Source organism: Mesorhizobium sp. ZC-5 (genome assembly GCF_025753855.1).
GTDB lineage: Bacteria > Pseudomonadota > Alphaproteobacteria > Rhizobiales > Rhizobiaceae > Neomesorhizobium.
Map to the genome: position 1 here is coordinate 492,327 of NZ_JAOWPT010000003.1, position 24,011 is coordinate 516,337.

Here is a 24,011-nt window from a genome sequence, read left to right on the forward strand (position 1 = left end):
GTCGTCTGTGGATTTCGCGGTGCCGACTGTGCCGCCGCGAACCTACAGCCCGAAACTGGGATCGCCGATCGGGCTGACCTGCTCTTCCTCGGCGATATGAGGCACCACGATTGCTTCCAGCGGCGCCGAGAGCGCCCACCTGACATGTCCCGGCGACCGTTCCAGGACTGCCGATCCGCCGAGCGCCAGCGGTGTCACACGCTTGAGCACCACACTGCCGAAGCCGCGGCGGGAATCATCGTCTTGCTCCGCAACGTAAGGCACCGACGTTTCATCCCAAATAAGTTCGATCTCGCGCTTGCCCGCCACCGTGGTCGTCACCTGCCAGGTGACCACCACCTTGCCGACATCGCTCGCCAGCGCGCCATACTTGGACGAGTTTGTCCCAAGCTCGTGAAACGCCATGCCCAGATGCTGAACCGCGTTGGCCTGCAGCGTGATGAGCGGGCCAGAGAGCGTGATCTGCTGCTCGTGCCCGAAGGGCATGAGATGCTCCTGGATCAGTTCGAAAAGGCTTGCCCCCGACCAGTCGGAGGTGACCAGCAGATCGTGGGAACGGGAAAGCGCCATGATCCGGTCGCGGACCCGTTCCTCGAATTCCTGCGGATCCGTCGAACGTTTGCTTGTTTCGCGGATAATCGACAGGATCACGGCGAACTGGTTCTTGACGCGGTGGTTGACCTCCCGCATCAGCAACTTGATCTTGCGCTCGCTTTCTTTCGCGGCGGTGATGTCGCGGGCAATCTTGGATGCGCCGACGATTTCACCGTTGGGGTTGCGGATCGGCGATATCGTCAGCGACACGGAAACGAGCATACCATCCTTGCGGCGGCGTATCGTTTCGTAGCTGGCCAGCCGCTCGCCGCTGCCCACTCTCTCGATGATTTCGGTCTCTTCATTATGCAGATGGTCCGGTATCAGCCGCACGATCGACTGCCCCACCATTTCGTCGGCAGTGTAACCGAACAATCCCTCCGCCGCCTTGTTCCAACTGGTGACAATGCTGTTGAGGTCCTTGCTGATGATTGCGTCGAATGAAGAATCGACAATGGCGGCGAGCCGTGTGTCGGCGTCCGCTGCCAAAAGTTCCGGTTTGATGCTTACGACCTTCGCCATGCTTTGGTGCCCTTGCGGATCGGCGCGCCGATAGCGGCCATCCCGTTGGAGTGAACGCAAAAGCGTGTCCAGGGCGTTCCCGCGGCAATCAACGCTACACCAGCAGGTTTTCCTTCGACCCCTCTTGAGCTAGGTATCGCCATTAACATAAGGGACCATGTCTTGACGGCAATACCGGAAAACGTCCGATCCACTGCTGGTTCCGGCCTGGTCGCCTATTTCGGCTATGGCTCGCTTGTGAACAAGGCCACGCATCGCACGGAAATCGTTGATGCTTTTCCGGCAAGGCTTCTCGGTTGGCGGCGTTGCTGGCGGCCGCGTCCGGACATGCCAGGCTTCCCGGCCGCGCTTCTGACCGTTCGGCGCGAGGAAGGTGCCGTCTGCGACGGCCTCGTGGTCGTCGACAGGCTGGAAAACCTTGCGGCCGTCGATCTGCGTGAGGCGCGCTACCGGCGGTTGCCGGTCGCCACGCACGAACTCGAAATTTCGTCGGCGCTGCCAGCCGGCTGTCCGGTCTATGTGTATGAGGCCGAGACCACGGTGCCGCCGCATCCGGAGCCGCCGAAAATCCTGCAGTCCTATCTCGATGCCGTCCTGCAGGGATTTCTCGCCATTCACGGCGAAGCTGGCGTCCGCCGCTTCCTCGCCGAGACGCATGGTTTCGAGACGCCGGTCCACGCCGATCGGTCGGCACCTGCCTATCCGCGTTCCGTCGTGCTCAGCGATGCCGAGCAAGCGCTGTTCGATGCCTTGCTGGCGGAGCGCCGGCAAAGCGCGGGGCGTGGAAAGAATTTCCCAATTTCGGGCCTTTTTGGCTCCGAATAGAAGATTCTTTCGTGCAATTTCAATGGCTTATACGATTTGTGCAAAATTCGTCCATCCACATCCCCTCGCGCCTCCCGCATAATGAGCGTGTTGTTCTTTGTGGGGGCTTGGGTGGCCACCGGGTTGACCAGGGAGAACAGCGGCGTCGGGACTGGCCTCGCTCCGGGTGCGAGGTCGGGGACGGTCAGGCGGCACGAAGGTGTTGCCGGATCGGGCTCCACGGTTCCGGCTCACGTGGTACGGTGAGCCTACGGCCTTCGGGCACAGGGCGAGCCGGACGGAGCAGCAACGCCGGCGGTGCGCGCCTTTCGGGCATCGTTAGACTAAAACAGCGCTGTCGGTCCGTCCGGCAGGCGCGCACCGCCTCCCCCACATCTTTCATTGGGAGGCACACAGCCTCCCAATGGCCAGACTGCTTTTGCAGGGCGTGGCGACGGAGGCTTGTGCCTCAATCGTCCAGCGGCTCCGGCGGATGCACGCTGCGGCCCTTGCCGAACGTGTATCCCGTCTCGACGGCGTGGCGGCCGAATTTATCGCGCAGCGTGTCAATCGCACCCTCTGCCATGGCGCGTTTGCGCGCCTGCACGTCGACGAGGTCGGGCGGATCGGCCCTTGCGTCGTCGGAGAGGTCGCTCACCCCGATGCCGAGCAGGCGGAACTTGGTGCCGTCGGTTTCCTTGCTCAGGAGTTGCAGGCCGGTCTGGAAGATGCGGTCGGCGAGCCTTGTCGGATCGCCGAGCTGCCGGTTGCGGGTGCGGATCTTGAAGTCCTGCGTCTTCAGCTTCAACACCACCGTGCGGCCGGCGATGCCGGCTTTCTTCAGCCGCGCCGAGACCTTTTCCGACAGCGCTCGCAGGATCGGCACGAGGTCGGCGGCGGAAGCGAGGTCGGTATCGAAGGTCGTTTCGGCCGAGACGCTTTTCGCATCCTGGTCGGGAAGGACGACGCGCTGGTCCATGCCGCGCGACAGATGAAAAAGCCGGTCGCCCATGGTGCCATAGCGCCGCATAAGTTCATTGCGCTCCAGCGTCTGCAACTGGCCGATCATGCGGATGCCGTCGCGCTCCAGCACCGCGGCGAAGGCTTTGCCGACCCCCCAGATCAACGTCACCGGCTGCTCGGCGAGGAAACCGACAGCTTCCGCCTCGCCGATCACCGAGAAGCCGCGCGGCTTGCGGAAATCGGACGCCACCTTGGCGAGGAATTTGCAATAGGAAAGCCCGGCCGACACGGTAATGCCGATCTCCTTCTCGACAGCCAGCGCGAAGCGCGCCAGCACCAGTGCTGGCGGCAGGCCATGCAGCCGCTCGGTGCCGGAGAGGTCCAGAAATGCCTCGTCGATGGAGAGCGGCTCGACTAGCGGCGTCAGCGCCTGCATCATGGCGCGCACCTCGCGCCCGACCTTAACGTATTTTTCCATGTTCGGCGAAATGACGACCGCGTCCGGACAGGCTTCCAGCGCCTTGAACATCGGCATCGCCGAGCGCACGCCGTTGATGCGGGCGATGTAGCAGGCGGTCGAGACGACGCCGCGCTTGCCACCGCCGATGATCAGCGGCTTGTCCTTCAGTTCCGGATTGTCGCGCTTCTCGACCGCCGCATAGAAGGCATCGCAGTCGATGTGGGCAAGGTGCAGGCGGTAGAGTTCCGGGTGGCGCGCCAGCCGCGGGCTGCCGCACTGGATGCAACGCTTCGCCAGGTCACGCTGCTGGGTCAGGCAGTCGCGGCAGAAACCATGGTTCGGATCGTTGACAGGAGCGGGCATCGCTGCGAACATAATGAGAACATCAGAATGATATTCTACGCGGCCGAGTCGAACAAGGCGACCCGGGGAGAGGGCCATGGCCATCACGATCGCACGCTTGACGCCGGACCTGTGGCCGGCCTTCGAGGATCTGTTCGGCAAGCAGGGCGCTTGCTACGGCTGCTGGTGCATGCATTTCCGCAACCCGCCGGCGGTGCGGCGCGAAAACGACCGCCAGCGCAACAAGGACCAGATCAAGGCGCATATCGATGCTGGACCGCCTCCCGGCCTGCTCGCCTTCGAGCACGAACGGGCGATCGGCTGGATGCAGATCGGACCGCGCGGCGACGTGCCCGAGTGGAACAACAGGCGCAGGGTGTCGGCGCCGGTCGAGCCGCAGGATGCCAGGGATCCGGCGGTCTGGGCGATTTCCTGTTTCTTTGTGCGGAAAGCGGCGCGGGGCAGGGGCGTGACGCATCGCCTGGTCGCCGGCGGCATCGATTTCGCCCGCGAAAGCGGCGCCAGGCAAATCGAGGCATGCCCGATCGACCAATCGAACGATTCATGGTCGCTCGGGCTGTTCGTCGGCTCGACCCGGGTGTTCGAGAGGGCCGGCTTCTCCGCCGTCGCGACCCGCAAGCCCGGCCGGCCGCTGATGCGCTACGTGTTGTGAGCCGCCTCGGCCGCGACGCCAAGTGCCGCTGCGATCTTCGGCGCGGCCTCCCGCCAATCCTCGACCACGACGATGCCGTCTTCGATCGGCGGCAGGAATTCACGCAGCGAATTGTCGGCCATCAAGTGGAAGAGATGCGTGTCGGCGACCGCTTCCCGCGCCGACATGAGGTTGCGCGGCTGGTCGTCGACAAAGGCGACCGGGCGCCGTTTCTTGCCGCGAAGCCTGGCCAATGCGGGGCCTTTGTGCATTTCCGTCGTCAGCAACGGGTAGCGCAGCCCAAGCGCGTCGAGATGTGCGCGGCGGGTGGCGCGGTGCCGGTGCGGCATCGCCGTCAACATGACGATCTCGACGCGGTCGCCCAGCATCGCCAGGGCTTCCGACGCGCCGTCGGTGATGGTCTGCCAGTCCGCCTGGCCGTGGAAGAATTCGTCAAGCAGCGCCGTCACCTCCGGCTGCTCGACCAGCCGGCCGCTGGCTCGCTCGGCGATGTTTCCGGTGAGGCGGAACGAATTGAATGTCAGGTTGAAGCCGCGTTTCTCCAGGAAGCGCGGGAACGGCCGGATGAATTCGAGCACGACATCGTCGACATCGAGCACCAGGAGCGGGCGGTCGTCGGCCGCCAGTTCGGCGATCTGACGCGCTGTTTCGGGATCGTCACTCATGCAAGGGATGCTTTCTGCAAGGATGTTTCAGCCGACTCACGTCGACCCTTCGTAGTTGTCGTCGCCTTGCGGCAGCGCGCGTTGCGCCGACAACACCGCGCCCGGCGGTGTGCCGGTTGCCTCGGCAAATCGCAGCAGCGTCGGCTCATGCGCCACGATGAATTGCAGTACCCCGGCCAGAAAGCCGGGCTCGCTCGCGGCGCGGCGGATCGCGGAGGCCTCGATGCCGGTGATCGCCAGGAAGCGCTGCAGCAGTTCCGGTTCCGAAGCGACGAAGCCGAGCGCGGAAATCGCGATCGCCTCGGCGTCGCTGCGCCCTGTCGTTTCCTTTACCATCCGCGCCCTTCCTTGACCTTCCGGTCCGGGTTATCCGCTATGCTGCTGCTCCACAAGTCCGGGTTATTTCGCATTCCGATTTGAAAACAAGGGTATATTCCCAAAATGACGGGCTCGATTTCCATTTCATCAATCATCTATCCTTATCCTTTGCGTCGGGATTCGCGCTTGGGGCAGGCGCGCATGGCGCTTTCATCTGACGCCATGCTCGGCCGGGACGGGAACTGATGCCTAAGAAAGTGATGATCGTCGAAGACAACGAGCTCAACATGAAGCTCTTTCGCGACCTTATCGAGGCGAGCGGCTATGAGACCGTGCGCACCCGCAATGGGCTCGAGGCGCTGGATCTCGCCCGGCTGCACCGTCCGGACCTCATCCTCATGGACATCCAGTTGCCGGAGGTTTCCGGGCTCGAAGTGACGAAGTGGCTGAAGGAGGACGACGATCTTCATGTCATCCCGGTCATCGCCGTAACAGCCTTTGCCATGAAGGGCGACGAGGAGCGCATCCGCCAGGGCGGCTGCGAGGCCTATATTTCGAAACCCATTTCGGTTCCACGCTTCATCGAGACGATCAAATCCTATCTGGGGGATGCCTGATGCCCGCATCCCGCCTGGAGTTAAGCCAACAATGACCGCGCGCATTCTCGTCGTCGACGACGTCCCGGCCAACGTCAAGCTGCTCGAGGTGAGGCTGCTTGCCGAGTATTTCGATGTGCTGACCGCAACGAATGGGCCGGACGCCATCGAGACATGCGAAAATGGCAAAGTCGACGTGGTGCTTCTCGACGTCATGATGCCGGACATGGACGGGTTCGAGGTTTGCAGGCGGTTGAAGAGCGATCCGGCGACCTCGCACATTCCGGTCGTCATGATCACCGCGCTCGACCAGGTATCCGACCGGGTGCGCGGCCTCGAGGCCGGCGCCGACGATTTCCTGACCAAACCGGTCAATGACCTGCAACTGATGACCCGGGTGAAGAGCCTGGTCCGGTTGAAGATGCTCACCGACGAATTGCGGCTTCGCGCGTCGACGACGCGCAACATCGGCATCGAGGAACTTTTGAGCCGCCGTCAGCCGGCCGAGGAGCCGACGCCGAAGGTGCTGCTGATCGACGAACGCACGCAATCCTCCGAACGCATACGCAAGATGCTGCGCCACGCCGCAGACCTCGATGTCGCCGCGGACCCGCATGCCGGGTTCTTCCAGGCCGCCGAAGCGCCGTACGAATGCGTCATCGTGTCGACGGGCTTTGCCGACTACGATCCGCTGCGGCTCTGCTCGCAGTTGCGTTCGCTCGACCGCACGCGCTTCCTGCCGATCATCCTTCTGGCGGAGATAGGCGAGGAAGAGCGCGTCATCCGCGGCCTCGAACTGGGCATCAACGACTATCTGACCCGGCCGATCGACCCGCATGAGCTGACCGCGCGGCTACGCACCCAGGTCAAGCGCAAGCGCTACAACGACCAGCTTCGCGCCAGTGTCACCCAGACCATCGAGATGGCGGTGACCGACGGCCTCACCGGCCTGCACAACCGGCGTTATCTCGACAGCCACCTGCAGACGTTGTTCGACCGTGCCGTTGGCCGCCGCCGTCCGTTGTCGGTCATGATCACCGACCTCGACCGTTTCAAGTCGATCAACGACACGTTCGGCCACGACGGCGGCGACGACGTGCTGCGTGAGTTCGCCCAGCGACTGAGGAAGAACGTGCGCGGCATCGATCTCGCCTGCCGTTTCGGCGGCGAGGAGTTTGTCGTGGTCATGCCGGATACCGAAGCGCAGGTCGCCGAAAAGGTCGCCGAGCGCATTCGCGCCGAAATCGCCCGGGCGCCGTTCGCCGTCGGCCATGACGGGCAAACCGTCGAGGTCACGGTGAGCGTCGGCGTGTCGTCGCTGCGTCGCGGGACCGATACGGTCGAGGCGCTGATGAAACGGGCCGACGTGGCGCTCTATGAAGCCAAGTCCGGCGGACGCAACCGGGTTGTCGCCAAGGCCGCCTGAGGCGGAAACCCACGCGTTGTCTGTCAATCCGGGCGCCGGATGTATTCCCCGGAAATTTACCTTGTTCCGAGCGATTCGGGAGCGTTGGTTAAGAAACTATTGATTTTCAAGTGCTCTTGCGCGACTGTCGATTTACAGAACAAAGACGGGTGCGGAGACGAGGGAAACAGCCGCAGCCGTCTGTATGATACCCCATGATGCTCAGGTCCGCCGCATCTCCTGGGTCCGTGGGGTCGGCCGGCCGGCGCTGGCACATAGTGGCCTCCTCGTACCGCTGCCATCCGCCGACCGGCCCCCAATTCTTCCCGCATACGTTCATGTTGCCGCGCGAAAGCGCTGGATTCGCTTCCGTTTTCACGCCCAATAAAAAACGCCGCCCTGGAGGCGGCGTTGGTATTTCAGGAAACCCCGAAAAGATCTTACTTGATCTTGGTTTCCTTGAACTCGACATGCTTCTTCGCAACCGGGTCGTACTTGCGGAACGACAGCTTGTCGGTCTTCGTACGGCTGTTCTTGCTGGTCACGTAGAAGAAGCCGGTGTCGGCGGTCGACAGAAGCTTGATCTTGATGTTTGCGGCTTTGGCCATTGTTCTCGTCCGTATGTTGGCTGGTTTCAACCCGCAGGATCACGGGGTGAATGCCCGGGCGCGGAAAACTTGGCGCGACACATAAAGATCGCGCGCTGAAAGTCAAGTCCGCAACCGTTTTGCGCTGACACGCAACGCCACGAGAACGAGGTATGCGATGAAAAAGAGCGCGAGCGCGTAGCTGAATCCGGGTGGTCCGAATAGATCCATGCCAATGCCGATCGCCTGCGGCCCGACCAGCATGCCAAACCCGTAGCAGAACACGAACGCGGCGTTGGCCGATGCCAGGTCGCGCCCGGTCAAGCGAGAACCGAGATGCGCAAGCCCGATCGTGTAGAGCCCGGCGACCACGCCCCCCCAGAGGAAAAGCATGGCCGCGGTCAGATGCCAGTTGTCGGCGAGGAAGGGCAGTGCGATCATGCCGGCAAGACCGATCGCCGCACAAATGGCCAGCAAAATCCGCCGGTCGCTGATCCTGTCGCTGATGATACCGAGCGGAATTTGCAGGATGACGTTGCCGAGGCCGATCATGGTCAACAGCAGTGCCGTATCGGCCTCGCTATAGCCGATCCGGTTGCCATAGATCGGGAACAGCGCAAACCCCCCGGTTTCGACGGCGCCGAAGACCAGGACGGCGGCGGTGGCGGTCGGCACCAGCCAGATGTAGCTGACGAAGCTGCCCGCTTCGCCCTCTTCGCTGTGGATCGCCGGGCTTTCGTTGCGTGCGGCGAGCACCGGCAGGGCAGCCAGGATGACGAGCACGAAGGTCACGCCGAACGGCAGGAACCCCGCGCTGCCCATCTGCGCGAACAGCCAGGGTCCGAACGCGAAACCCAATGACAGCACCGTCGCGTAGATACCCAGCACGAAGCCGCGGCGATGAGGCGGCGCCGATGCGCTGATCCAGAATTCGGAGAGGATGAAAAGCACGGTCAGCGCGATGTGCAGCACGATGCGCAGCGGAAACCACATCCAGAAGGACGGCGCGAAATAGAAGCCGACAAAGGCGAGCGCGCCGGCGAAGATCATCACGAGCATCGTCCAGACAACGCCGAAACGCGCCGCCAGCGGTGTCGCTATCGGCGCCGCGGCGATCGACGCGAGGCCGGCCACGGCCGTGTTCAACCCGATCATCGATGCCGAATGGCCGCGCGATTCCAGAATGATGCTGAGCAGCGGCACGCCGAGGCCGATGGCGATGCCGACGACGCTGATCGAGGCGATGGCGGCCGAGATCGACAGCCAGCGCATCTCGGTCGGCGCTGTGCCGTCAGGTGCAAAACTGCCGTTCATGGGATGCCTAGAGGAGTTCGCGGATGAAGCGATTGCGGATCATGCGATAGAAGGGCACGTCGCCGCCCGGCGTTAGCTGCGGATCACTTTCGATCCGCTTCTCGAGCTGCTCGAGGACCGTCTTGGTAATGGCCGGAATGTCGGCTTTTTTGGCCTCTCCGAGCGGCAACCAGACCAGTTCTTCCAACTCGTTGGTGGGGCCCCCGCCTTCCAGGGCAACGGCAACGTCGCTTCGCCAGGCGGCCAGGAAGCGCGTGTCGAAACGGCGGACGCGTCCGGGCGGCGTGATGGCGCGCGCGATGAAGCGCAGCGTTTCCAGCGAAGGATGCACGCCATGTTCTACGAAGCCTTGCCAATCGGCCTTGTTGGTCGAGAAGGAACCCTTGTGGCCGATCAGCAGTCCGGCCTCTTCATAGGTTTCGCGGATCGCCGACAGGGCGATAGCCCGAGCCCGCGCCTTCGAAGCGCGCGCATTGCTGCCGACGAGTTTTGCTTCCTCGTCGGGATGCAGGTTCGCGATAACCGGAATGCGGCTGTCGGCTGGATCGGTGCGACCGCCGGGAAACACGAATTTTCCGGGCATGAAAGCGTGTTTGGCATGACGACGGCCCATCAGTACGCGGATGTCGCGGCCTTGCCGGTCAAGCAGGATGAGGGTCGCGGCATCGCGTGGACGCATGGGTTTGCCGCCTAGCGCGAAATCCTTGGATTCAGCCTTGTCGACCTGCGCTCTCGTCATCCCGTCCATCAATACCCCCAGGTGGCGCTCAGGCCTCCGGATGTGCCTCGATCAAATCGTCTTCGCCGCTGAAGCCGTGCATGTAAAGCGCCCATTGCAACCCGACAACCGCACCTTTGATCGGACGCAGCAGAGCCAGCGCCGAGCCGATCGTCAGCGGTATCCAGATCGCCAGGTGCTGCCAGGTCGACAGCGTGCTGGTCGCCTCGACGCTCATGAAGGCACCGACGACGATATGCCCGACGATAACCACCACCAGGTAGGCTGGCAGGTCGTCGGCGCGGTGATGGTGCATTTCCTCGCCGCAGTGTCCGCAGCGGTCGACGGTTTTTACGAAAGAGGCAAAAAGCTTGCCTTCACCGCAGTGCGGGCATCGGCCGAGGAAGCCGCGCAACATGGCGTTCATCAATGGGCGTGCCGGCCGGCGGGAGTGATTCTCACCGCCGAAAACCTGTTGTTCCATCACCGTCTCCTGCTGCTGCGGCGCGGTTGCGCCGCGCGAGCTCGCGATTTTTGCCCTTTCGCCTTATGGAATGACCGTTTCGAGCCCGGCAGTGGCCGTGGCTCGGTCAGCATCTCGAAGCGCATGGCACCAGCGAGCGGTGCGACCTCGATCAGGCGGACCTCGACACGGTCGGCGAGTTGATAACCCTTGCCGGTACGTTCTCCAAAAAGCGCGCGGGCGGTTTCATCGTAGATATAGTAATCGCCATCCAAGGATGACACCGGTATGAAGCCGTCCGCGCCATATTGTGGCAACTGGACAAATAGTCCTGCCTTGACGACACCAGAGATGCGCGCATCGAAAGTTTCTTCAATGCGTTCAGCTAGATAGCCGGCAATCAGCCGGTCGACCGTGTCGCGTTCCGCCGCCATGGCGCGACGTTCGGACGCGGAGATGAGCGCCGAGGTTTCCTCGAGCCGGTCTTCCTCGCCACGCGTCAGCCCGTCCGACCCCAACCCGAGTGCGCTGACCAGCGCCCGGTGGACGATCAGATCCGCATAGCGCCGAATCGGCGAGGTAAAGTGCGCGTAGCGGCGAAGATTGAGGCCGAAATGGCCGATATTGTCCGGCGAATACTCGGCCTGGCTCTGCGAGCGCAGCACCACTTCGTTGACCAGTTGCTCCTGCTCGGCGCCGCGCACCCTGTCCAGGATGGCGTTGAATTGGCTCGGCCGCATCTGCGCGCCACGCGCAAGCGACAGGCCTAGCGTTGCCAGGAATTCCCTCAGCGATTCCTGCTTGGCGAGCGACGGTCCGTCATGAATGCGATAGACCAGCTTCTGGCGTTTTGCCTCCAGCGTCTCCGCGGCAGCGACATTCGCCTGTATCATGAATTCTTCGATGAGCTTGTGGGCGTCGAGGCGGTCGGGAACAATGACCCGGTCGACCGTTCCATCCGGCTTCAGCAGGATTTTGCGCTCGGGCAGGTCCAGTTCCAGCGGTTCGCGCGCATTGCGTCCGCGCTTCAACACTTCGTAGGCCGCCCACAGCGGCTTCAGCACGCCGTCGAGAATCGGCCCCGTGGCATCGTCTGGAGAACCGTCGATTGCCGCCTGCGCCTGTGGATAGGCGAGGCGTGCCGCCGAACGCATCATGACGCGATGAAAACTGTGGCGGATTTTCCGGCCTTCCGCCGAAAAAGTCATCCGCACGGCGAGGGCCGGGCGTTCGACTTTTTCCTTCAGCGAGCAGAGATCGTTGGAGATGCGCTCTGGCAGCATCGGTACGACGCGATCCGGGAAATAGACGGAATTGCCGCGGCGCAGCGCTTCGCGGTCGAGCGCCGATCCCGGACGGATATAGGCGGCAACATCCGCGATGGCGACGGTGACAATCACGCCGCCCGGGTTCTTCTCGTCGGCATCGGGTTCGGCGTGCACCGCGTCGTCATGGTCTTTTGCATCGGCGGGGTCGATGGTGACAAGCGGCAGGGAACGCCAGTCCTCCCGTCCCGCCATCGTCGCCGGCTTGGCAGCCTCGGCTTCATCGATGACGTCGCGCGGAAAGATGTGCGGGATGTCATGTGCATGGATGGCGATCATCGAGACCGCCTTTTCGCTGGTCAGCGAGCCGACAACGTTGAGCACCTTGCCCTTCGGCAACCCGTAACGCCCATGACGCGATGGCTCGACCTCAACCAGGTCGCCAGGCTCGGCGCCATTGCGGAACTCCGTGTCGATGACCAGTTCCGGCTGCCGCCGTTCGACCGGTTCGATGCGGAAGGTTCCATCGTGGGCGACGCGAAACACGCCGAGAACGGCTTCGCTGCGCTTGTCGAAGATCTTCATCACGCGCGCGGTGTAGGCGGGGCCGGTCGGTTGGTTGGTCGGAAACACCTTGGCCAGCACGCGGTCGCCGACACCTGGCGTCGGCCCTTTCGTGCCGCGTGAAAGTTTCACCGCAACAAGCGGATTCTGCTCGCTATTGTCGCTCGACCGTTCCGAAGGGCGTGCCAGCAAGCCGCCGTCGGGATCGCGGGAGAAAATGTCGAGCACGACGACATGGGGCAGGGCGCCGGGCCGGATCAGCCGCTTGCGGCTCTTTTCCAGCAGGCCTTCATCCTCCAGTTCGCGCAGCGTATCCTTGAGCCAGACGCGGTCGTCGCCCTTCAGCGAGAAGGCACGCGCGATATCGCGCTTGCCCGAGCGGTCAGGATTTTCCGAAACAAAACGCAGGATGTCGTCACGCGACGGTTTTTGGCCCTCGGCAAGTTCAGGCAGATGGCGCGTGTCGCCGGATCGTTCGCCACCTTTGGTGTTCCGTCCGGAAATGCGCCGTGCCAAGTTGTCCTAACCTTTTTTCTTGCCGCGGAACGGTTTTTTGCCGCCACCGCCCTTCGCCGCCTTTTCGGCGACCAGCGTCAGCGCCTCTTCAAGGCTTACCGCCATCGGGTCCTTGCCTTTCGGCAACGTCGCATTGACTTTACCCCAGTTGACGTAAGGCCCGTACTTGCCGTCGCGCACGGTCACCGAACCGCCGTCCGGGTGAGCACCGAGGTCTTTCAACGCGGCAGGGGTGCCGCCGTTGCGGCCACCCTTGCCCTTCGACTGCTTCTCGGCGATCACCGAAACGGCACGGTTGAGGCCGATGGTGAAGACGTCCTCGACGCTTTCCAGATTGGCGTAGGTGCCGTCATGCAGCACGAACGGACCATAACGGCCGATGCCGGCCGAGATCATCTTGCCGCTTTCGGGGTGCTGGCCGACATCGCGCGGCAGCGAAAGCAGCGCCAGCGCCTTTTCGTGATCCATCGCATCGGCGGCCCAGCCTTTCGGCAGGCTGGCGCGTTTGGCTTCCTTGCCGTCGCCGCGCTGGACATACGGGCCGAAGCGGCCGCTCTTCAGAACGATCTCCTCGGCCGTGTAGGGGTCCTTGCCGAGCACCTTGTCGCCGTTTTCGCCTTCGCCCGCTTCGCCGTTCGGGTTGGCAGCATCACCCAACTGGCGGGTGAAGCTGCATTCGGGATAGTTCGAGCAGCCGACGAAGGCGCCGAACTTGCCGAGTTTCAGCGACAGGTTGCCTGAACCGCATTTCGGGCAGATGCGCGGATTGGAGCCGTCCTCGCGCGGCGGGAAAACAAGCGGCGCCAATTCTTCGTTGAGCGCGTCGAGCACGTCAGTGACGCGCAGTTCCTTGATGTCATCGACGGCGCCGGAAAAATCCCTCCAGAAATCGCGCAGCACCTCTTTCCAGGAAAGCTTGCCGTCGGAGATCTGGTCGAGCTTCTCTTCCAGGTCGGCGGTGAAGTCATATTCGACATAACGCTCGAAGAAGCTTTCGAGGAACGCCGAGAGCAGCCGGCCCTTTGCTTCGGGGATCAGCTTGCGTTTGTCGACCGTGACGTACTCTCGGTCTTCGAGTGTTTTCAGCGTAGCGGTGTAGGTGGACGGTCGGCCGATGCCCAACTCTTCCATCTTCTTGATCAACGTCGCTTCCGAATAGCGGGGAGGCGGCTCGGTCGTATGAGCGGTGACGTTGATCTTGTCGCGGTCGACCTGTTCGCCGGCGCGGATTTCCGGCAGGCGCTTGTCTTCCTCGTCTTCGGAATCCTCGTCCTTCTGCTCGGCATAGGCGGCCAGGAAGCCGTCGAAGCGGATCACAGAGCCGACGGCGCGCAACGCCGCGGTGCGACCGCCATTTACCGCTTCGATCTCAACCGTGGTGCGCTCGATCTCGGCCGGCTGCATCTGGCTGGCGATGGCGCGTTTCCAGATCATCTCGTAGAGCCGCGCCTGGTCGGCATCGAGATATTTGCGCATTTCGGTCGGGGTGCGCGAAAAGTCCGTCGGGCGGATCGCCTCGTGCGCTTCCTGGGCGTTTTTCGCCTTCGTCGAATAGTAGCGCGGCTTTTCCGGAACGTATTTTTCACCGAATTCGTGGGCGATCGAAGCGCGGGCGGCTTCAATCGCTTCCGGTGCCATCTGCACGCCGTCGGTACGCATGTAGGTGATCAGGCCGGCCGTTTCGCCGCCGATTTCGATGCCTTCATAAAGCCGCTGGGCAACCTGCATGGTGCGTACGGCGGCAAAGCCGAGCCGCGACGATGCCGCCTGCTGCAACGTCGAGGTGGTAAAGGGAGGGCCTGGATTGCGCTTGGTGGGCTTGGCTTCCACCGACAGTGCCTTGAAGCTGGCGCCATCGAGCATTGCCTTGATGTCGTCGGCCTGCGCCTGGCTCGAAATGTCGAGCTTTTGCAGCCGCTTTCCCTCGAAGCCGGTCAGCCTTGCTTCGAACTTCTCATGGCGCGGCGTATCGAGAATGGCTGCGATCAGCCAGTAGTCCTCGCGGATGAAACGCTCGATCTCGGACTCGCGGTCGCAAACCAGCCGCAGCGCCACCGACTGGACCCGGCCGGCGGAACGGGCGCCCGGCAGTTTGCGCCAGAGTACCGGCGACAGCGTGAAGCCGACCAAATAGTCCAGCGCCCGGCGGGCGAGGTAGGCGTCGACCAGCGGTCCGTCGATCTCGCGCGGATTCGCCATCGCTTCCAGCACCGATTGCTTGGTGATGGCGTTGAAGACGACGCGGCTGATCTTCTTGTCCTTCAGGACACGCTTCTGCTTCAGGATCTCCAGCACGTGCCAGGAGATCGCTTCTCCCTCGCGATCCGGGTCGGTCGCCAGGATGAGCCCGTCGGCGTCCTTGACCGACTTGGCGATTTCGGTGAGCCGTTTCGCCGAAGCCGTGTCCACGGTCCAGGACATCGCGAAATCATCATCCGGCTTGACCGAACCATCCTTGGCCGGCAGATCGCGGACATGGCCGAACGACGCCAGAACCTTGTAGTTCTTGCCCAGATATTTGTTGATGGTTTTCGCTTTTGCCGGCGATTCGACGACGACGACGTCCATGAGTACTCATTTTGTTGTGACGCGCGTGGAAGGCAATACCGCGCAACGACGTTCAGCAATTCGCCCGTGACATGGCTGTCGTTTTCCTTCCGGTCAAGGGCAAGACCGTAAATCAGCTTTCTTGCCACTCATTGCAACCTACGGGATAGGTAAAAATTCCTTGCAACTTTAAATTAAATACATATACTGACTCTACCACCGATTGATTCAAGCGCACCAAGTTGAGATGCCCGACAGTGCCAGACGGCGCTGCGTCGAGGAGAAATTACCCATGCGCCCAGAAATAGTGAAGCGGCGTACCGATACGCTGGAATATCTCCAGCAGATGCTCGGCGAACTGCGCGCGATGGCCGAGGCCGAGCGCTGCGACATGCTCGCCTATCTGATCGAGATGGCGTACATCGAGGCCAGCGACATCATTCGCGGCCAGCGACCGTCACGGGTCCACGGTGAGCAGCGAGACCGAGCCGCCCGAGTGCCGCTCCAGGCGACCCGCAAGGTCTAGTTCCAGAAGGATCATGAACACTTGCGCCGGGTGAAGACCGGTGTGGCGGATAATCTCGTCGATACCGACCGGAACCGGGCCTAGCGCCTCGATCACACGGGAGCGGTCGTCGTCCGCCGGCGGCGGTGTTGCCGAGAAGTCCGGTGGTTCCTCAAGCGAAACGGGCGGTGGCAGCGGCTGGCCGATCAGCGGGGCGATCTGCTCGGCGACGTCGCGCGCTTCCGTCACCAGGATGGCGCCGTCCTTCAGCAGGCCGTTGGTGCCTGCCGCGCGGGGATCGAGCGGCGAGCCAGGAACGGCAAACACCAGCCGTCCCATCTCGCCGGCGAGCCTGGCGCTGATCAACGACCCGGAGCGCTGAGCAGCCTCGACCACGACGAGCCCGAGCGCCAGACCGGCGACGATCCGGTTGCGGCGTGGAAAATCCTTGGCGCGGGGCTCCCAGCCGAACGGCATTTCCGAAATCACCGCGCCACCACGCCCGGCGATTTCGTTGCACAGCTCTATGTTTTCCGGCGGGTAGGGCTGATCGAGGCCACCTGCAAGGACGGCGACCGTGCCGGTGGCGATCGCGCCCTGGTGGGCAGCGGTGTCTATGCCGCGCGCCAGGCCCGAGACAATGGAGTAGCCGTCGCGCCCGAGGTCAGCGGCGAGGGTCCTTGCCATCTTGATGCCGGCCAGCGAAGCGTTGCGTGCTCCGACAATCGCGATCGGCGGCAACAGGAACACTGCGGGGGTGCCCTTCACTGCGACCAGCGGTGGCGGGTGATCCATGCGCCGCAAATACTGCGGATAATCGGCCTCACCGATCGCTATAAAGCGCGAGCCGTGCTTGCGGGCCGCTTCCAGTTCAGCTTCCGCCTGCGCGACTGTCGGAATCCGGATCACCCGCGATGCGCCGCCCGACATCATAAGCTCAGGCAGCATCTCGATCGCGATTTCGGCGGAACCGAAGCGGTTGATCAGGTCGCGAAATGTCGCCGGCCCGACATTTTCCGTCCGGATCAGCCGCAGCCAGTTGATCCGTTGCCGGTCGCTGAGGCGGGGCGCGCCTGCGGCCGGGCTGTCGTTCATCCCTTTGAACCGATCCGCGATTCGGTACCGGCCATCAGGCGGGAGATATTCGCCCGATGCTTTATGAATACGATCACGCTCATCAGCGCGAAGACGACGGCGAAATCCTGGTAGCCCATGATGAGCAGGGTCAGCGGCACGACGACGGCCGCGATGAGTGCTGCGAGCGATGAATAGCGCAGAAGCAGCGCTACCGCGATCCAGACCGCGGCGAAGACAAGCGCCACTTTCCACATCAGGCCGGCCAGCACGCCAATATAGGTGGCGACGCCTTTGCCGCCCTTGAAGCCGAGCCAGACCGGGAAGAGGTGACCGATGAAAGCAAAGAAGCCCGCGATGATCGCAAAGTCCGCGCCGTAAAGGCCGGCAATCAGAACGGCGATCGTTCCTTTCAGCCCGTCGAGCAGCAGCGTCAACGCGGCAAGGCCCTTGTTGCCGGTCCTGAGCACGTTGGTGGCGCCGATGTTGCCGGAGCCGATCTTGCGCACGTCGCCAAGACCGGCTGCGCGCGTTATCAGCAGGCCGAACGGGATCGATCCGAGCAGATAGCCGAACAGCGCGGCCAACAGGTAGTTCATCATTCCCCCCTCAAGTGGAGAATACTGTGCGGCCCGCAACCATTGTTTGCAAGACCTTGCCTTGCAGCTTCGCGCTTTCGAAGCAGGTATTCTTGGAGCGCGAGCGGATCGTCTTCTCCTCCACCACCCATGGCTCGTCGAGATCGACCAGAACAAGATCCGCGGGTGCCCCGGGCTTCAGCGTTCCGCCGGACAGGCCAAACAATCTTGCCGGTGCCGTCGAAAGAACTTCGATCACACGTAGCAACGGCAGGTCGCCATTGTGGTAAAGCCGCAGGGCAGCCCCGAGCAACGTTTCGAGCCCGATGGCGCCGGCGGCGGCGTCGGCGAAGGGCAGCCGCTTGGTGTCGACGTCCTGCGGATCGTGCGACGACACGATGATGTCGATGGTGCCGTCCCGCAGCGCCTCGATCATCGCCAGGCGGTCGTCCTCGGTCCGCAACGGCGGGGTAAGCCGGAAGAAGGTACGGTATTCGCCGACATCGTTTTCGTTGAGCGACAGGTTGTTGATCGAAACGCCGGCAGTGACGTTGGCTTTGTCATCCTTGGCTCGGGAGATTGCAGACGCGGACAGAGCCGTCGAGATTTTGGCCGCGTGATAGTTGCCGCCGGTCAGCCGCGCCAGCATCAGGTCGCGCTCGAGCGGGATCGTCTCAGCCTCGCGCGGGATGCCCGGCAGGCCCAGCCAGCTCGCATAGAGCCCTTCGTTCATGACACCGGAGGACGCGAGGTCGGCGTCCTCCGTCTCATGGACGATCAACGCGCCGAAATCGCGCGCATATGTCAGCGCCCGGCGCATCACCAATGCGTTGCCGATGGTGTGGCGGCCGTCGGTGAAGGCAACAGCACCGGCCTGGCGCAAGAGGCCGAACTCCGTCATCTCCTGACCGCCCAGCCGCCTTGTGATGGCCGCGGCCGGAAAGACATGGACCGAGGCAGTCTCGCGCGCTGTGCGCATCACGAATTCGACGAGAGCGATGTCATCGATCACCGGATCCGTGTCGGGCATCATGACAATCGAGGTGACGCCGCCGGCCGCCGCGGCAAGGCTTGCCGAAGCGATCGTCTCGCGATGTTCCGCACCAGGTTCGCCGATGAAGACGCGGCCATCGACCAAGCCTGGAATGATCGCCTTGCCGGCGCAATCGATAACTGTTGCGCCTTCGGGCTTGCCCTGATTTTGCGCTGCGGCGCCAGAGGCGAGAATCTTCTTGCCGTCGACGATGACGGCGCCTGTTTCGTCGATGCCGCGCGAGGGGTCGACAATGCGGGCGTTCTGGAAAACCGTTACGCTCATGGCCTACTGCCCGCATTGCGGCGCGGATCGAGCAGCGCCTCCATCACCGCCATGCGTACGGCGACGCCCATCTCGACCTGTTCCTGGATAACGCTTTGTGGTCCGTCGGCGATCTCCGAGGCGATCTCCACGCCGCGGTTCATCGGTCCGGGATGCATGACCAGCGCGTCGTCCTTGGCGGCCTTCAGTTTTTCCGCGTCGAGGCCGAAATAGCGGAAGTATTCGCGGACCGACGGCACGAACGCGCCGGCCATGCGCTCCCGCTGGAGCCGCAGCATCATCACCACATCGGCGTCTTTGAGCCCTTCGGCCATCGATCGTGCAACGATCACGCCCATCTTCTCGATGCCGGCAGGCAGCAAAGTCGAGGGCGCGACCACCCGGACCTGGGCGCCGAGCGCATTGAGCAACAGGATGTTGGAGCGCGCGACGCGCGAATGCAGGATATCGCCGCAGATCGCCACGATCAGCTTCGACAGGGGGCCTTTGGCTCGGCGGATGGTCAGCGCATCGAGCAGCGCCTGGGTCGGGTGCTCATGGGCTCCATCGCCTGCATTGACCACGGAACAGCCGACTTTTTGGGCGAGCAGTGCCGCGGCTCCCGCAGATTGGTGGCGGATGATCAGGATATCCGGCCGCATGGCATTCAGCGTCATCGCGGTGTCGATCAGCGTTTCGCCCTTCTTCACGGACGAACTCGCCACTGACATGTTCATCACATCGGCGCCGAGCCTTTTTCCGGCGAGCTCGAACGACGATTGCGTCCTGGTCGACGCTTCATAGAAAAGGTTGATCTGCGTGCGGCCGCGCAGTGCCGAGGTTTTCTTCTCGGGCTGGCGCGAGATCGACACCGCGGCGTCGGCGCGGTCCAGAAGCAGTTCGATGTCGACGGGGAAAAGCTCCCCGATGCCAAGCAGGTGGCGGTGGGGGAAAAGCGGCAGGGATGCGGCGTCTGTCATCTCAAGGCGCTGCTATAGGCTGCACGTCATGCCACGGCAAGCAGCGGCTTTGGAAAGCCACAATTCTTTCGTCGCGCTTTTTGCGTGCCCTGCGCTATAAAGCCCGCCGTGGCGTTCGGAATCGCGCCTTCGGTAGACAACAAGGAATAGGCGTGACGCACGAGGTTACCAATCAGCCGCCGCTGCTTGTCGGCACCAATGCCTGGCGCGGCGACCCGTTGCTGATCCAGCTCGCCGAAGACTTTTCCGAGCCGGTCCGCAAGGAACTGGATGCGCTCGGCCGCTTCGTGATGAGCAATGAAGCCCAGGAACTGGCGCGCCTAGCCAACACCGACACACCTAAACTCAAGACACACGACAGGCAGGGTCGCCGCATCGATCTCGTCGAGTTTCATCCTGCCTATCACGCCTTGTTGCGCCGCTCTGTCGCCAACGGCCTGCATTCTTCCGTGTGGGAGAATGGCGCCGCCGAAACCAATCGCCGCCACCAGGCACGTGCCGCGCGCTTCTACCTGACCGCCGAGCTCGAATGCGGGCATCTCTGCCCGATCACGATGACCAGCGCTTCGCTTGCCGCGCTGATGGCGAGCCCGAAACTTTTCCGTGAATGGGCGCCGCGTGTCACGACCCGAAAGTACGACCAGTCGCAGAAGCCTCCGGTGGAGAAGGCCGGTCTGACGCTCGGCATGGGAATGACCGAGAAGCAGGGCGGCACCGACGTTCGTGCCAATTCGACGCGTGCCGAGCGCGCCGGCAATGGCTTCCATCGCCTGACGGGCCACAAATGGTTCATGTCGGCGCCGATGTCGGACGCCTTTCTGGTGCTTGCGCAAACACCGGAAGGCCTTTCGTGCTTTCTCGTCCCGCGCATCCTCGGCGACAGTTCCGTCAACGGTTTCCGTTTCCAGCGCCTGAAGGATAAGCTCGGCAACCGTTCCAACGCGTCGTCGGAAGTCGAATTCGTAAACGCGATCGGCGAAATGGTCGGCGAACCTGGCGCTGGCGTGAAGACCATCATGGATATGGTTACGCTGACCCGACTCGATTGCGCGGTCGCTTCCTCGGGCATCATGCGCGCCGGCCTTGCCGAAGCGGTCAACCACGCGCGCTATCGCCAGGTATTTGGTTCTCCGCTGATCGAGCAGCCGCTCATGCAGCGCGTGCTGGCCGACATGGCGCTGGACGTGGCTGCGGCAACGGCCTTGTCCTTTCGGCTGGCCCGATCCTTCGATGAAGCGGCCGTCAGCCGCGGCGAAGCGGCCTTTGCCCGTGCCATGACGGCGGTGGTGAAATACTGGGTCTGCAAGATCGCCCCACCGCTGCTCTACGAGGCGATGGAGTGCCTGGGCGGCAATGGCTATGTCGAAGAGGGGCCTCTCGCCCGCTACTATCGCGAGGCGCCTGTCAATGCGATCTGGGAAGGTTCCGGCAACGTGATGGCGCTCGACGTGCTGCGTGTGCTCGGCCGCGCGCCGGCCCTTTTCGACGAGGTGCTGGCTGGCATCGAGCGCGATCTCGGCCCGGCGGGACACGGCACGATCAGCGTCCTGCGTGCCGCCATGCAGGTGGCATCGTCCGACGAGGGTTCCGCCCGCATCCTGACCGAGCAACTGGCGCTGTCGGCGGCCGCGGCCGAACTGCGGCGGCTCGGGGCAGGGCGCATCGCAGACGCCTTCATCGAGACCCGTCTCGCCGGACAGTGGCGCGGCACCTATGGCATGCTCGACGCGCGCCACGACGCGCGGCTGATCGTCGATACGCTCTATCCCGCGCTCAACTGAGCCGTGACGGCGAGCACCGCCGGGATTGTGAGAAAGGAAATGCCGGTCTGAAGCGTGGCAATCGCCGCGTAGAGTTCGGCGTCACCGCCGAGTTGCCGCGCCAGAAGATAACCGTTCAAGGCTGTCGGCACGGCGCCGCACAGCGCGAGGTAGCTCAATTGCACCCCGCTGACGCCGAAAGCCATGGCAGTGGCGACAAGCAGCGCCGGAAACAGCACCAGCTTGAGAACGGTCGGCAGCCACATAGCAAAGCGCAGTTGCATCAGGTCGCCGGGCCTGAGGCTGGCGCCGATGGCAATCAATCCCATGCCGAGTGCCGCCCGGCCGGCAAGGTCGATCGTTTCATCGAGCGGCGCGTAGAGGCGAAACGGCATCGCCCGCATCACGATACCCGCGAGCATCGCCAGGATCAGCGGGTTGGTCGCGATGTTCCAGGCCACCCTTCGCCAGTTTGCGGTGCGGTCGGCAAAGCGGGTGACGACGAACGTCGAGGCGATGTTGAGCGGGATGATGATCACAAGCATCACCAGCGCAACCACGGCCATTCCCGCCGGCAGGAAGATTTTCTGCGCCACTGCCAGCGCGATAAAGCTATTCCAGCGCGCCGTGGTCTGGAAAACCGAGGAGAATTCGCTTTCCAGCACAAGGCCTGTCCGCGCCAGAACTGGCCACGATGCGTAGGTGAAGCTGCATATCACAGCGATGGAGACCAGTAGCGCCGCCATCATCGCGTCGAGCTGGAGCCCGGTAAAATCGGCATTGACGATGGTGATGAACAGCAGCGCCGGATAAAGGACCCAGTAGCCCAACTGGTCGAGACCGGGCCACGCGGTCTGGTTGATCAGCGGCGTCCGGCGCAGAAGATTGCCCGCCAGGATCAGCAGGAACACGGGCAGTATGCTTTCGAAGATGGCGAGCATCGGTTCTCGGACCGTTTCGATGGTGCGCGACCGGTAGTGCGCCGATCCGTGGCTGTAAACCGCCACAAATCCTGATCGGTCGACCCAGCGGGCGGTTTTCCACATTAGCGGCCGGGAAAATTAACCTTAACAAATGGTTTCATTTGCCGGAACGATGCCAACGCCCCAATGTCTTTTCTCGCGACAAGGGATTCCATGCGCCACATCCTCACGTCTTTCCTGGCTTTTCACTGGATGGCGATTTTCGCGCTTCTGGCGGGGGTATCCGCATTTGGCGTCGAGGGTAGCATGCCCGCGATATTTTTCGACCTCGCCGGCAATCCCGCGACCGGGGAAACCTTTTTCCCGGCAATGTGGACGTCCGCGATCTTTTCGATCGGCTTCTGCGTCGTGGCGGTGCTTTTCCTGTGGGTTTTCATCACCGCGTCATTTGGCGATGGCACCGTCTCGGAAGACACCGAGGAGATCGCACGATTTGCCTTTGGCGCGGCGATCGGCTCGTTGACGCTTTTGCTTCTCATGCGGGCGGCCGAACCGGCTGCCCCGTTCTTCACGGAAATAGCAGCGCTTGTCGCAGCACTTCTGGCTTCCTACCTCGCCGTTTTCGCAGAGCGCTGGTCCGGCCTCATCTCGACCCTACCCAGTCGTGACGATATCCGTGACGCCGCCAAGCTGATGGCCGCTGGAGCAGCTTACAATTCCATGTTGTCGCGCTTTTCCGGCCGTCCGGGCGGCAATTTCGGTGAGGACCGCTGATGCGTTACCTGATCGCTTTGTGGGTTTCGCCGCTGGTGCTGTTCTGGGGCTGGTACTTTCTGTCGCTCAACGACATCAATTTCGGCTACGTGATACTCAGCCGTCGCCTGCATGACCTGCTTTTCCAGCTTTATGGCGAAATGCTCGGCATCGATCCCACCACGATACCGGGGTTGCTGGCGCGAGCTTGCGTCTTCGACAGCTTCCTGGTCGCGGGCCTGATCGCCTTCCGAAAGCGCAAGGCGATCGTCGCCTGGTACCGTGCGCGGCACGGCCGCTATTTCGGAGAACGCTCGGCACCAAGTATCTGAAGCCGGTCCAGCACCCCTTGCAGGATGAACGCAGCCGCGGCGGAATCGATCTTTCCGGCGCGCTTCCTGCGGGAGAAATCCATTTCGATCAGCGTGCGCTCGGCGGCCACCGTCGATAAACGTTCGTCCCAGAACAGGAACGGCAGATCGCTCATCCTGGCGATGTTGCGGACAAAGGCACGCGAAGCCTGAGCGCGTGGGCCTTCACTACCGTCCATGTTGATCGGCAGGCCGATCGCCACCGCACCGGCGTTGTCCTTCGCCAGCAGCGAGAGCAGCGCGGCCGCGTCGAGCGAGAACTTCCTGCGGATGATCACTGGCCGCGGATGCGCGAAGGACAGGCCACGGTCGGAAACCGCCACGCCGATCGTCTTGTCGCCGAGATCGAGCCCGGCCAGCGTCTTGCCGCCACGCAAATGATCCGGAAGCTCCTGGATTGAGATGACTGCCAAAATGCTGAGGCTTTCCTTTGACTAAGGCTGCTGGCGTTCTA

At 62.9% G+C, this 24,011-nt stretch carries 24 protein-coding genes; 8 read left to right on the forward strand and 16 right to left on the reverse strand.

The genetic code is table 11. The annotated features are described in order from the left end of the window. Positions 1-42 precede the first annotated feature (42 nt). Entirely contained in the window at positions 43-1,116 is a 1,074-nt protein-coding gene (locus OHD58_RS11040) for a sensor histidine kinase (RefSeq protein WP_263803302.1), read from the reverse strand. A 162-nt stretch (positions 1,117-1,278) separates the two neighbouring features. On the opposite strand from OHD58_RS11040, the gene OHD58_RS11045 reads away from it, so the two are divergent. Beyond that, complete coding sequence (locus OHD58_RS11045) at positions 1,279-1,941, forward strand: gamma-glutamylcyclotransferase family protein (protein WP_263803304.1); 663 nt, start codon at positions 1,279-1,281, stop codon at positions 1,939-1,941. A 448-nt stretch (positions 1,942-2,389) separates the two neighbouring features. Here the strand turns inward: OHD58_RS11045 and OHD58_RS11050 are convergent, their stop codons facing one another. Next, positions 2,390-3,718 (reverse strand): DNA polymerase IV, encoded by a 1,329-nt coding sequence (locus OHD58_RS11050; RefSeq protein ID WP_263803305.1) that lies wholly within the window; start codon positions 3,716-3,718, stop codon positions 2,390-2,392. A gap of 64 nt (positions 3,719-3,782) precedes the next feature. Here OHD58_RS11050 and OHD58_RS11055 point away from each other — a divergent pair, with 64 nt between their 5' ends. Continuing rightward, the gene (locus OHD58_RS11055) at positions 3,783-4,358 is read left to right on the forward strand and encodes a GNAT family N-acetyltransferase (protein WP_263803306.1); all 576 of its coding nucleotides are present in this window, start codon (positions 3,783-3,785) and stop codon (positions 4,356-4,358) included. Here the strand turns inward: OHD58_RS11055 and OHD58_RS11060 are convergent. Together OHD58_RS11060 and OHD58_RS11065 are read right to left on the reverse strand one after the other, a co-directional pair. Then, on the reverse strand, positions 4,346-5,023 hold the full coding sequence (locus tag OHD58_RS11060; RefSeq protein ID WP_263803307.1) for a DUF2608 domain-containing protein: 678 nt from the start codon (positions 5,021-5,023) through the stop codon (positions 4,346-4,348). The two genes, OHD58_RS11055 and OHD58_RS11060, sit on opposite strands and share 13 nt — an antisense overlap. Positions 5,024-5,059: 36 nt before the next feature. Then, complete coding sequence (locus OHD58_RS11065; RefSeq protein WP_263803308.1) at positions 5,060-5,359, reverse strand: DUF3572 domain-containing protein; 300 nt, start codon at positions 5,357-5,359, stop codon at positions 5,060-5,062. 242 nt (positions 5,360-5,601) lie between these two features. On the opposite strand from OHD58_RS11065, the gene OHD58_RS11070 reads away from it, so the two are divergent. Continuing rightward, positions 5,602-5,958, forward strand: coding sequence for a response regulator (locus OHD58_RS11070; protein ID WP_281035461.1), 357 nt, complete (start codon positions 5,602-5,604; stop codon positions 5,956-5,958). Between the two features lie 31 nt (positions 5,959-5,989). Further along, positions 5,990-7,363 carry a PleD family two-component system response regulator gene (locus tag OHD58_RS11075; RefSeq protein ID WP_263803312.1) on the forward strand — a complete coding sequence of 458 codons (1,374 nt, stop codon included), beginning with the start codon at positions 5,990-5,992 and terminating at the stop codon, positions 7,361-7,363. A gap of 419 nt (positions 7,364-7,782) precedes the next feature. Here OHD58_RS11075 and rpmG read toward each other — a convergent pair whose 3' ends face one another. The 6 genes from rpmG to topA form a co-directional block, all read right to left on the reverse strand. Further along, complete coding sequence (gene rpmG / locus OHD58_RS11080; protein WP_006201775.1) at positions 7,783-7,950, reverse strand: 50S ribosomal protein L33; 168 nt, start codon at positions 7,948-7,950, stop codon at positions 7,783-7,785. Between the two features lie 102 nt (positions 7,951-8,052). Then, entirely contained in the window at positions 8,053-9,243 is a 1,191-nt protein-coding gene (locus OHD58_RS11085) for an MFS transporter (RefSeq protein WP_412177192.1), read from the reverse strand. Between the two features lie 7 nt (positions 9,244-9,250). Continuing rightward, positions 9,251-9,991, reverse strand: coding sequence for an NUDIX hydrolase (locus OHD58_RS11090; protein WP_263803314.1), 741 nt, complete (start codon positions 9,989-9,991; stop codon positions 9,251-9,253). A 19-nt stretch (positions 9,992-10,010) separates the two neighbouring features. Then, complete coding sequence (locus OHD58_RS11095; RefSeq protein WP_263803316.1) at positions 10,011-10,445, reverse strand: DUF983 domain-containing protein; 435 nt, start codon at positions 10,443-10,445, stop codon at positions 10,011-10,013. Continuing rightward, positions 10,445-12,769: a ribonuclease R gene (rnr, locus tag OHD58_RS11100; protein WP_412177193.1), complete on the reverse strand. Its 2,325-nt coding sequence runs from the start codon at positions 12,767-12,769 to the stop codon at positions 10,445-10,447. The genes OHD58_RS11095 and rnr overlap by 1 nt, the downstream gene beginning before the upstream one ends. Positions 12,770-12,775: 6 nt before the next feature. Continuing rightward, complete coding sequence (topA, locus tag OHD58_RS11105; RefSeq protein WP_263803318.1) at positions 12,776-15,337, reverse strand: type I DNA topoisomerase; 2,562 nt, start codon at positions 15,335-15,337, stop codon at positions 12,776-12,778. 271 nt (positions 15,338-15,608) lie between these two features. Between topA and OHD58_RS11110 the strand changes: the two genes are divergently transcribed. Beyond that, complete coding sequence (locus OHD58_RS11110; protein ID WP_263803319.1) at positions 15,609-15,842, forward strand: hypothetical protein; 234 nt, start codon at positions 15,609-15,611, stop codon at positions 15,840-15,842. Here OHD58_RS11110 and dprA read toward each other — a convergent pair. Genes dprA through OHD58_RS11130 form a run of 4 tightly spaced genes read right to left on the reverse strand, consistent with a single transcriptional unit; the run spans position 15,774 to position 19,750 of the window. Then, positions 15,774-16,916 (reverse strand): DNA-processing protein DprA, encoded by a 1,143-nt coding sequence (dprA, locus tag OHD58_RS11115; RefSeq protein WP_263803321.1) that lies wholly within the window; start codon positions 16,914-16,916, stop codon positions 15,774-15,776. The genes OHD58_RS11110 and dprA overlap by 69 nt on opposite strands. Next, complete coding sequence (gene plsY, locus OHD58_RS11120) at positions 16,913-17,494, reverse strand: glycerol-3-phosphate 1-O-acyltransferase PlsY (RefSeq protein WP_263803322.1); 582 nt, start codon at positions 17,492-17,494, stop codon at positions 16,913-16,915. Before plsY ends, dprA begins: the two co-directional genes overlap by 4 nt. 10 nt (positions 17,495-17,504) lie before the next feature. Next, a complete protein-coding gene (locus OHD58_RS11125) occupies positions 17,505-18,791 on the reverse strand; it encodes a dihydroorotase (RefSeq protein ID WP_263803324.1) in 1,287 nt (428 codons plus the stop codon). Continuing rightward, positions 18,788-19,750, reverse strand: coding sequence for an aspartate carbamoyltransferase catalytic subunit (locus OHD58_RS11130; RefSeq protein WP_263803325.1), 963 nt, complete (start codon positions 19,748-19,750; stop codon positions 18,788-18,790). The genes OHD58_RS11125 and OHD58_RS11130 overlap by 4 nt, the downstream gene beginning before the upstream one ends. Positions 19,751-19,902: 152 nt before the next feature. Here OHD58_RS11130 and OHD58_RS11135 point away from each other — a divergent pair, with 152 nt between their 5' ends. Continuing rightward, positions 19,903-21,531: an acyl-CoA dehydrogenase family protein gene (locus OHD58_RS11135; protein ID WP_263803327.1), complete on the forward strand. Its 1,629-nt coding sequence runs from the start codon at positions 19,903-19,905 to the stop codon at positions 21,529-21,531. On the opposite strand, the gene OHD58_RS11140 is transcribed toward OHD58_RS11135, so the two are convergent. Beyond that, positions 21,513-22,451, reverse strand: a complete 939-nt coding sequence (locus OHD58_RS11140; RefSeq protein ID WP_263803329.1) for an AEC family transporter — start codon at positions 22,449-22,451, stop codon at positions 21,513-21,515. The genes OHD58_RS11135 and OHD58_RS11140 overlap by 19 nt on opposite strands. Before the next feature lie 288 nt (positions 22,452-22,739). Between OHD58_RS11140 and OHD58_RS11145 the strand changes: the two genes are divergently transcribed. Next, positions 22,740-23,207, forward strand: a complete 468-nt coding sequence (locus OHD58_RS11145; RefSeq protein ID WP_263803330.1) for a hypothetical protein — start codon at positions 22,740-22,742, stop codon at positions 23,205-23,207. Beyond that, the gene (locus tag OHD58_RS11150) at positions 23,207-23,518 is read left to right on the forward strand and encodes a DUF6105 family protein (protein ID WP_263803331.1); all 312 of its coding nucleotides are present in this window, start codon (positions 23,207-23,209) and stop codon (positions 23,516-23,518) included. The genes OHD58_RS11145 and OHD58_RS11150 overlap by 1 nt, the downstream gene beginning before the upstream one ends. Here OHD58_RS11150 and ruvX read toward each other — a convergent pair. Next, positions 23,485-23,970: a Holliday junction resolvase RuvX gene (ruvX, locus tag OHD58_RS11155; RefSeq protein ID WP_263803332.1), complete on the reverse strand. Its 486-nt coding sequence runs from the start codon at positions 23,968-23,970 to the stop codon at positions 23,485-23,487. The genes OHD58_RS11150 and ruvX overlap by 34 nt on opposite strands. Positions 23,971-24,011: the final 41 nt, after the last annotated feature.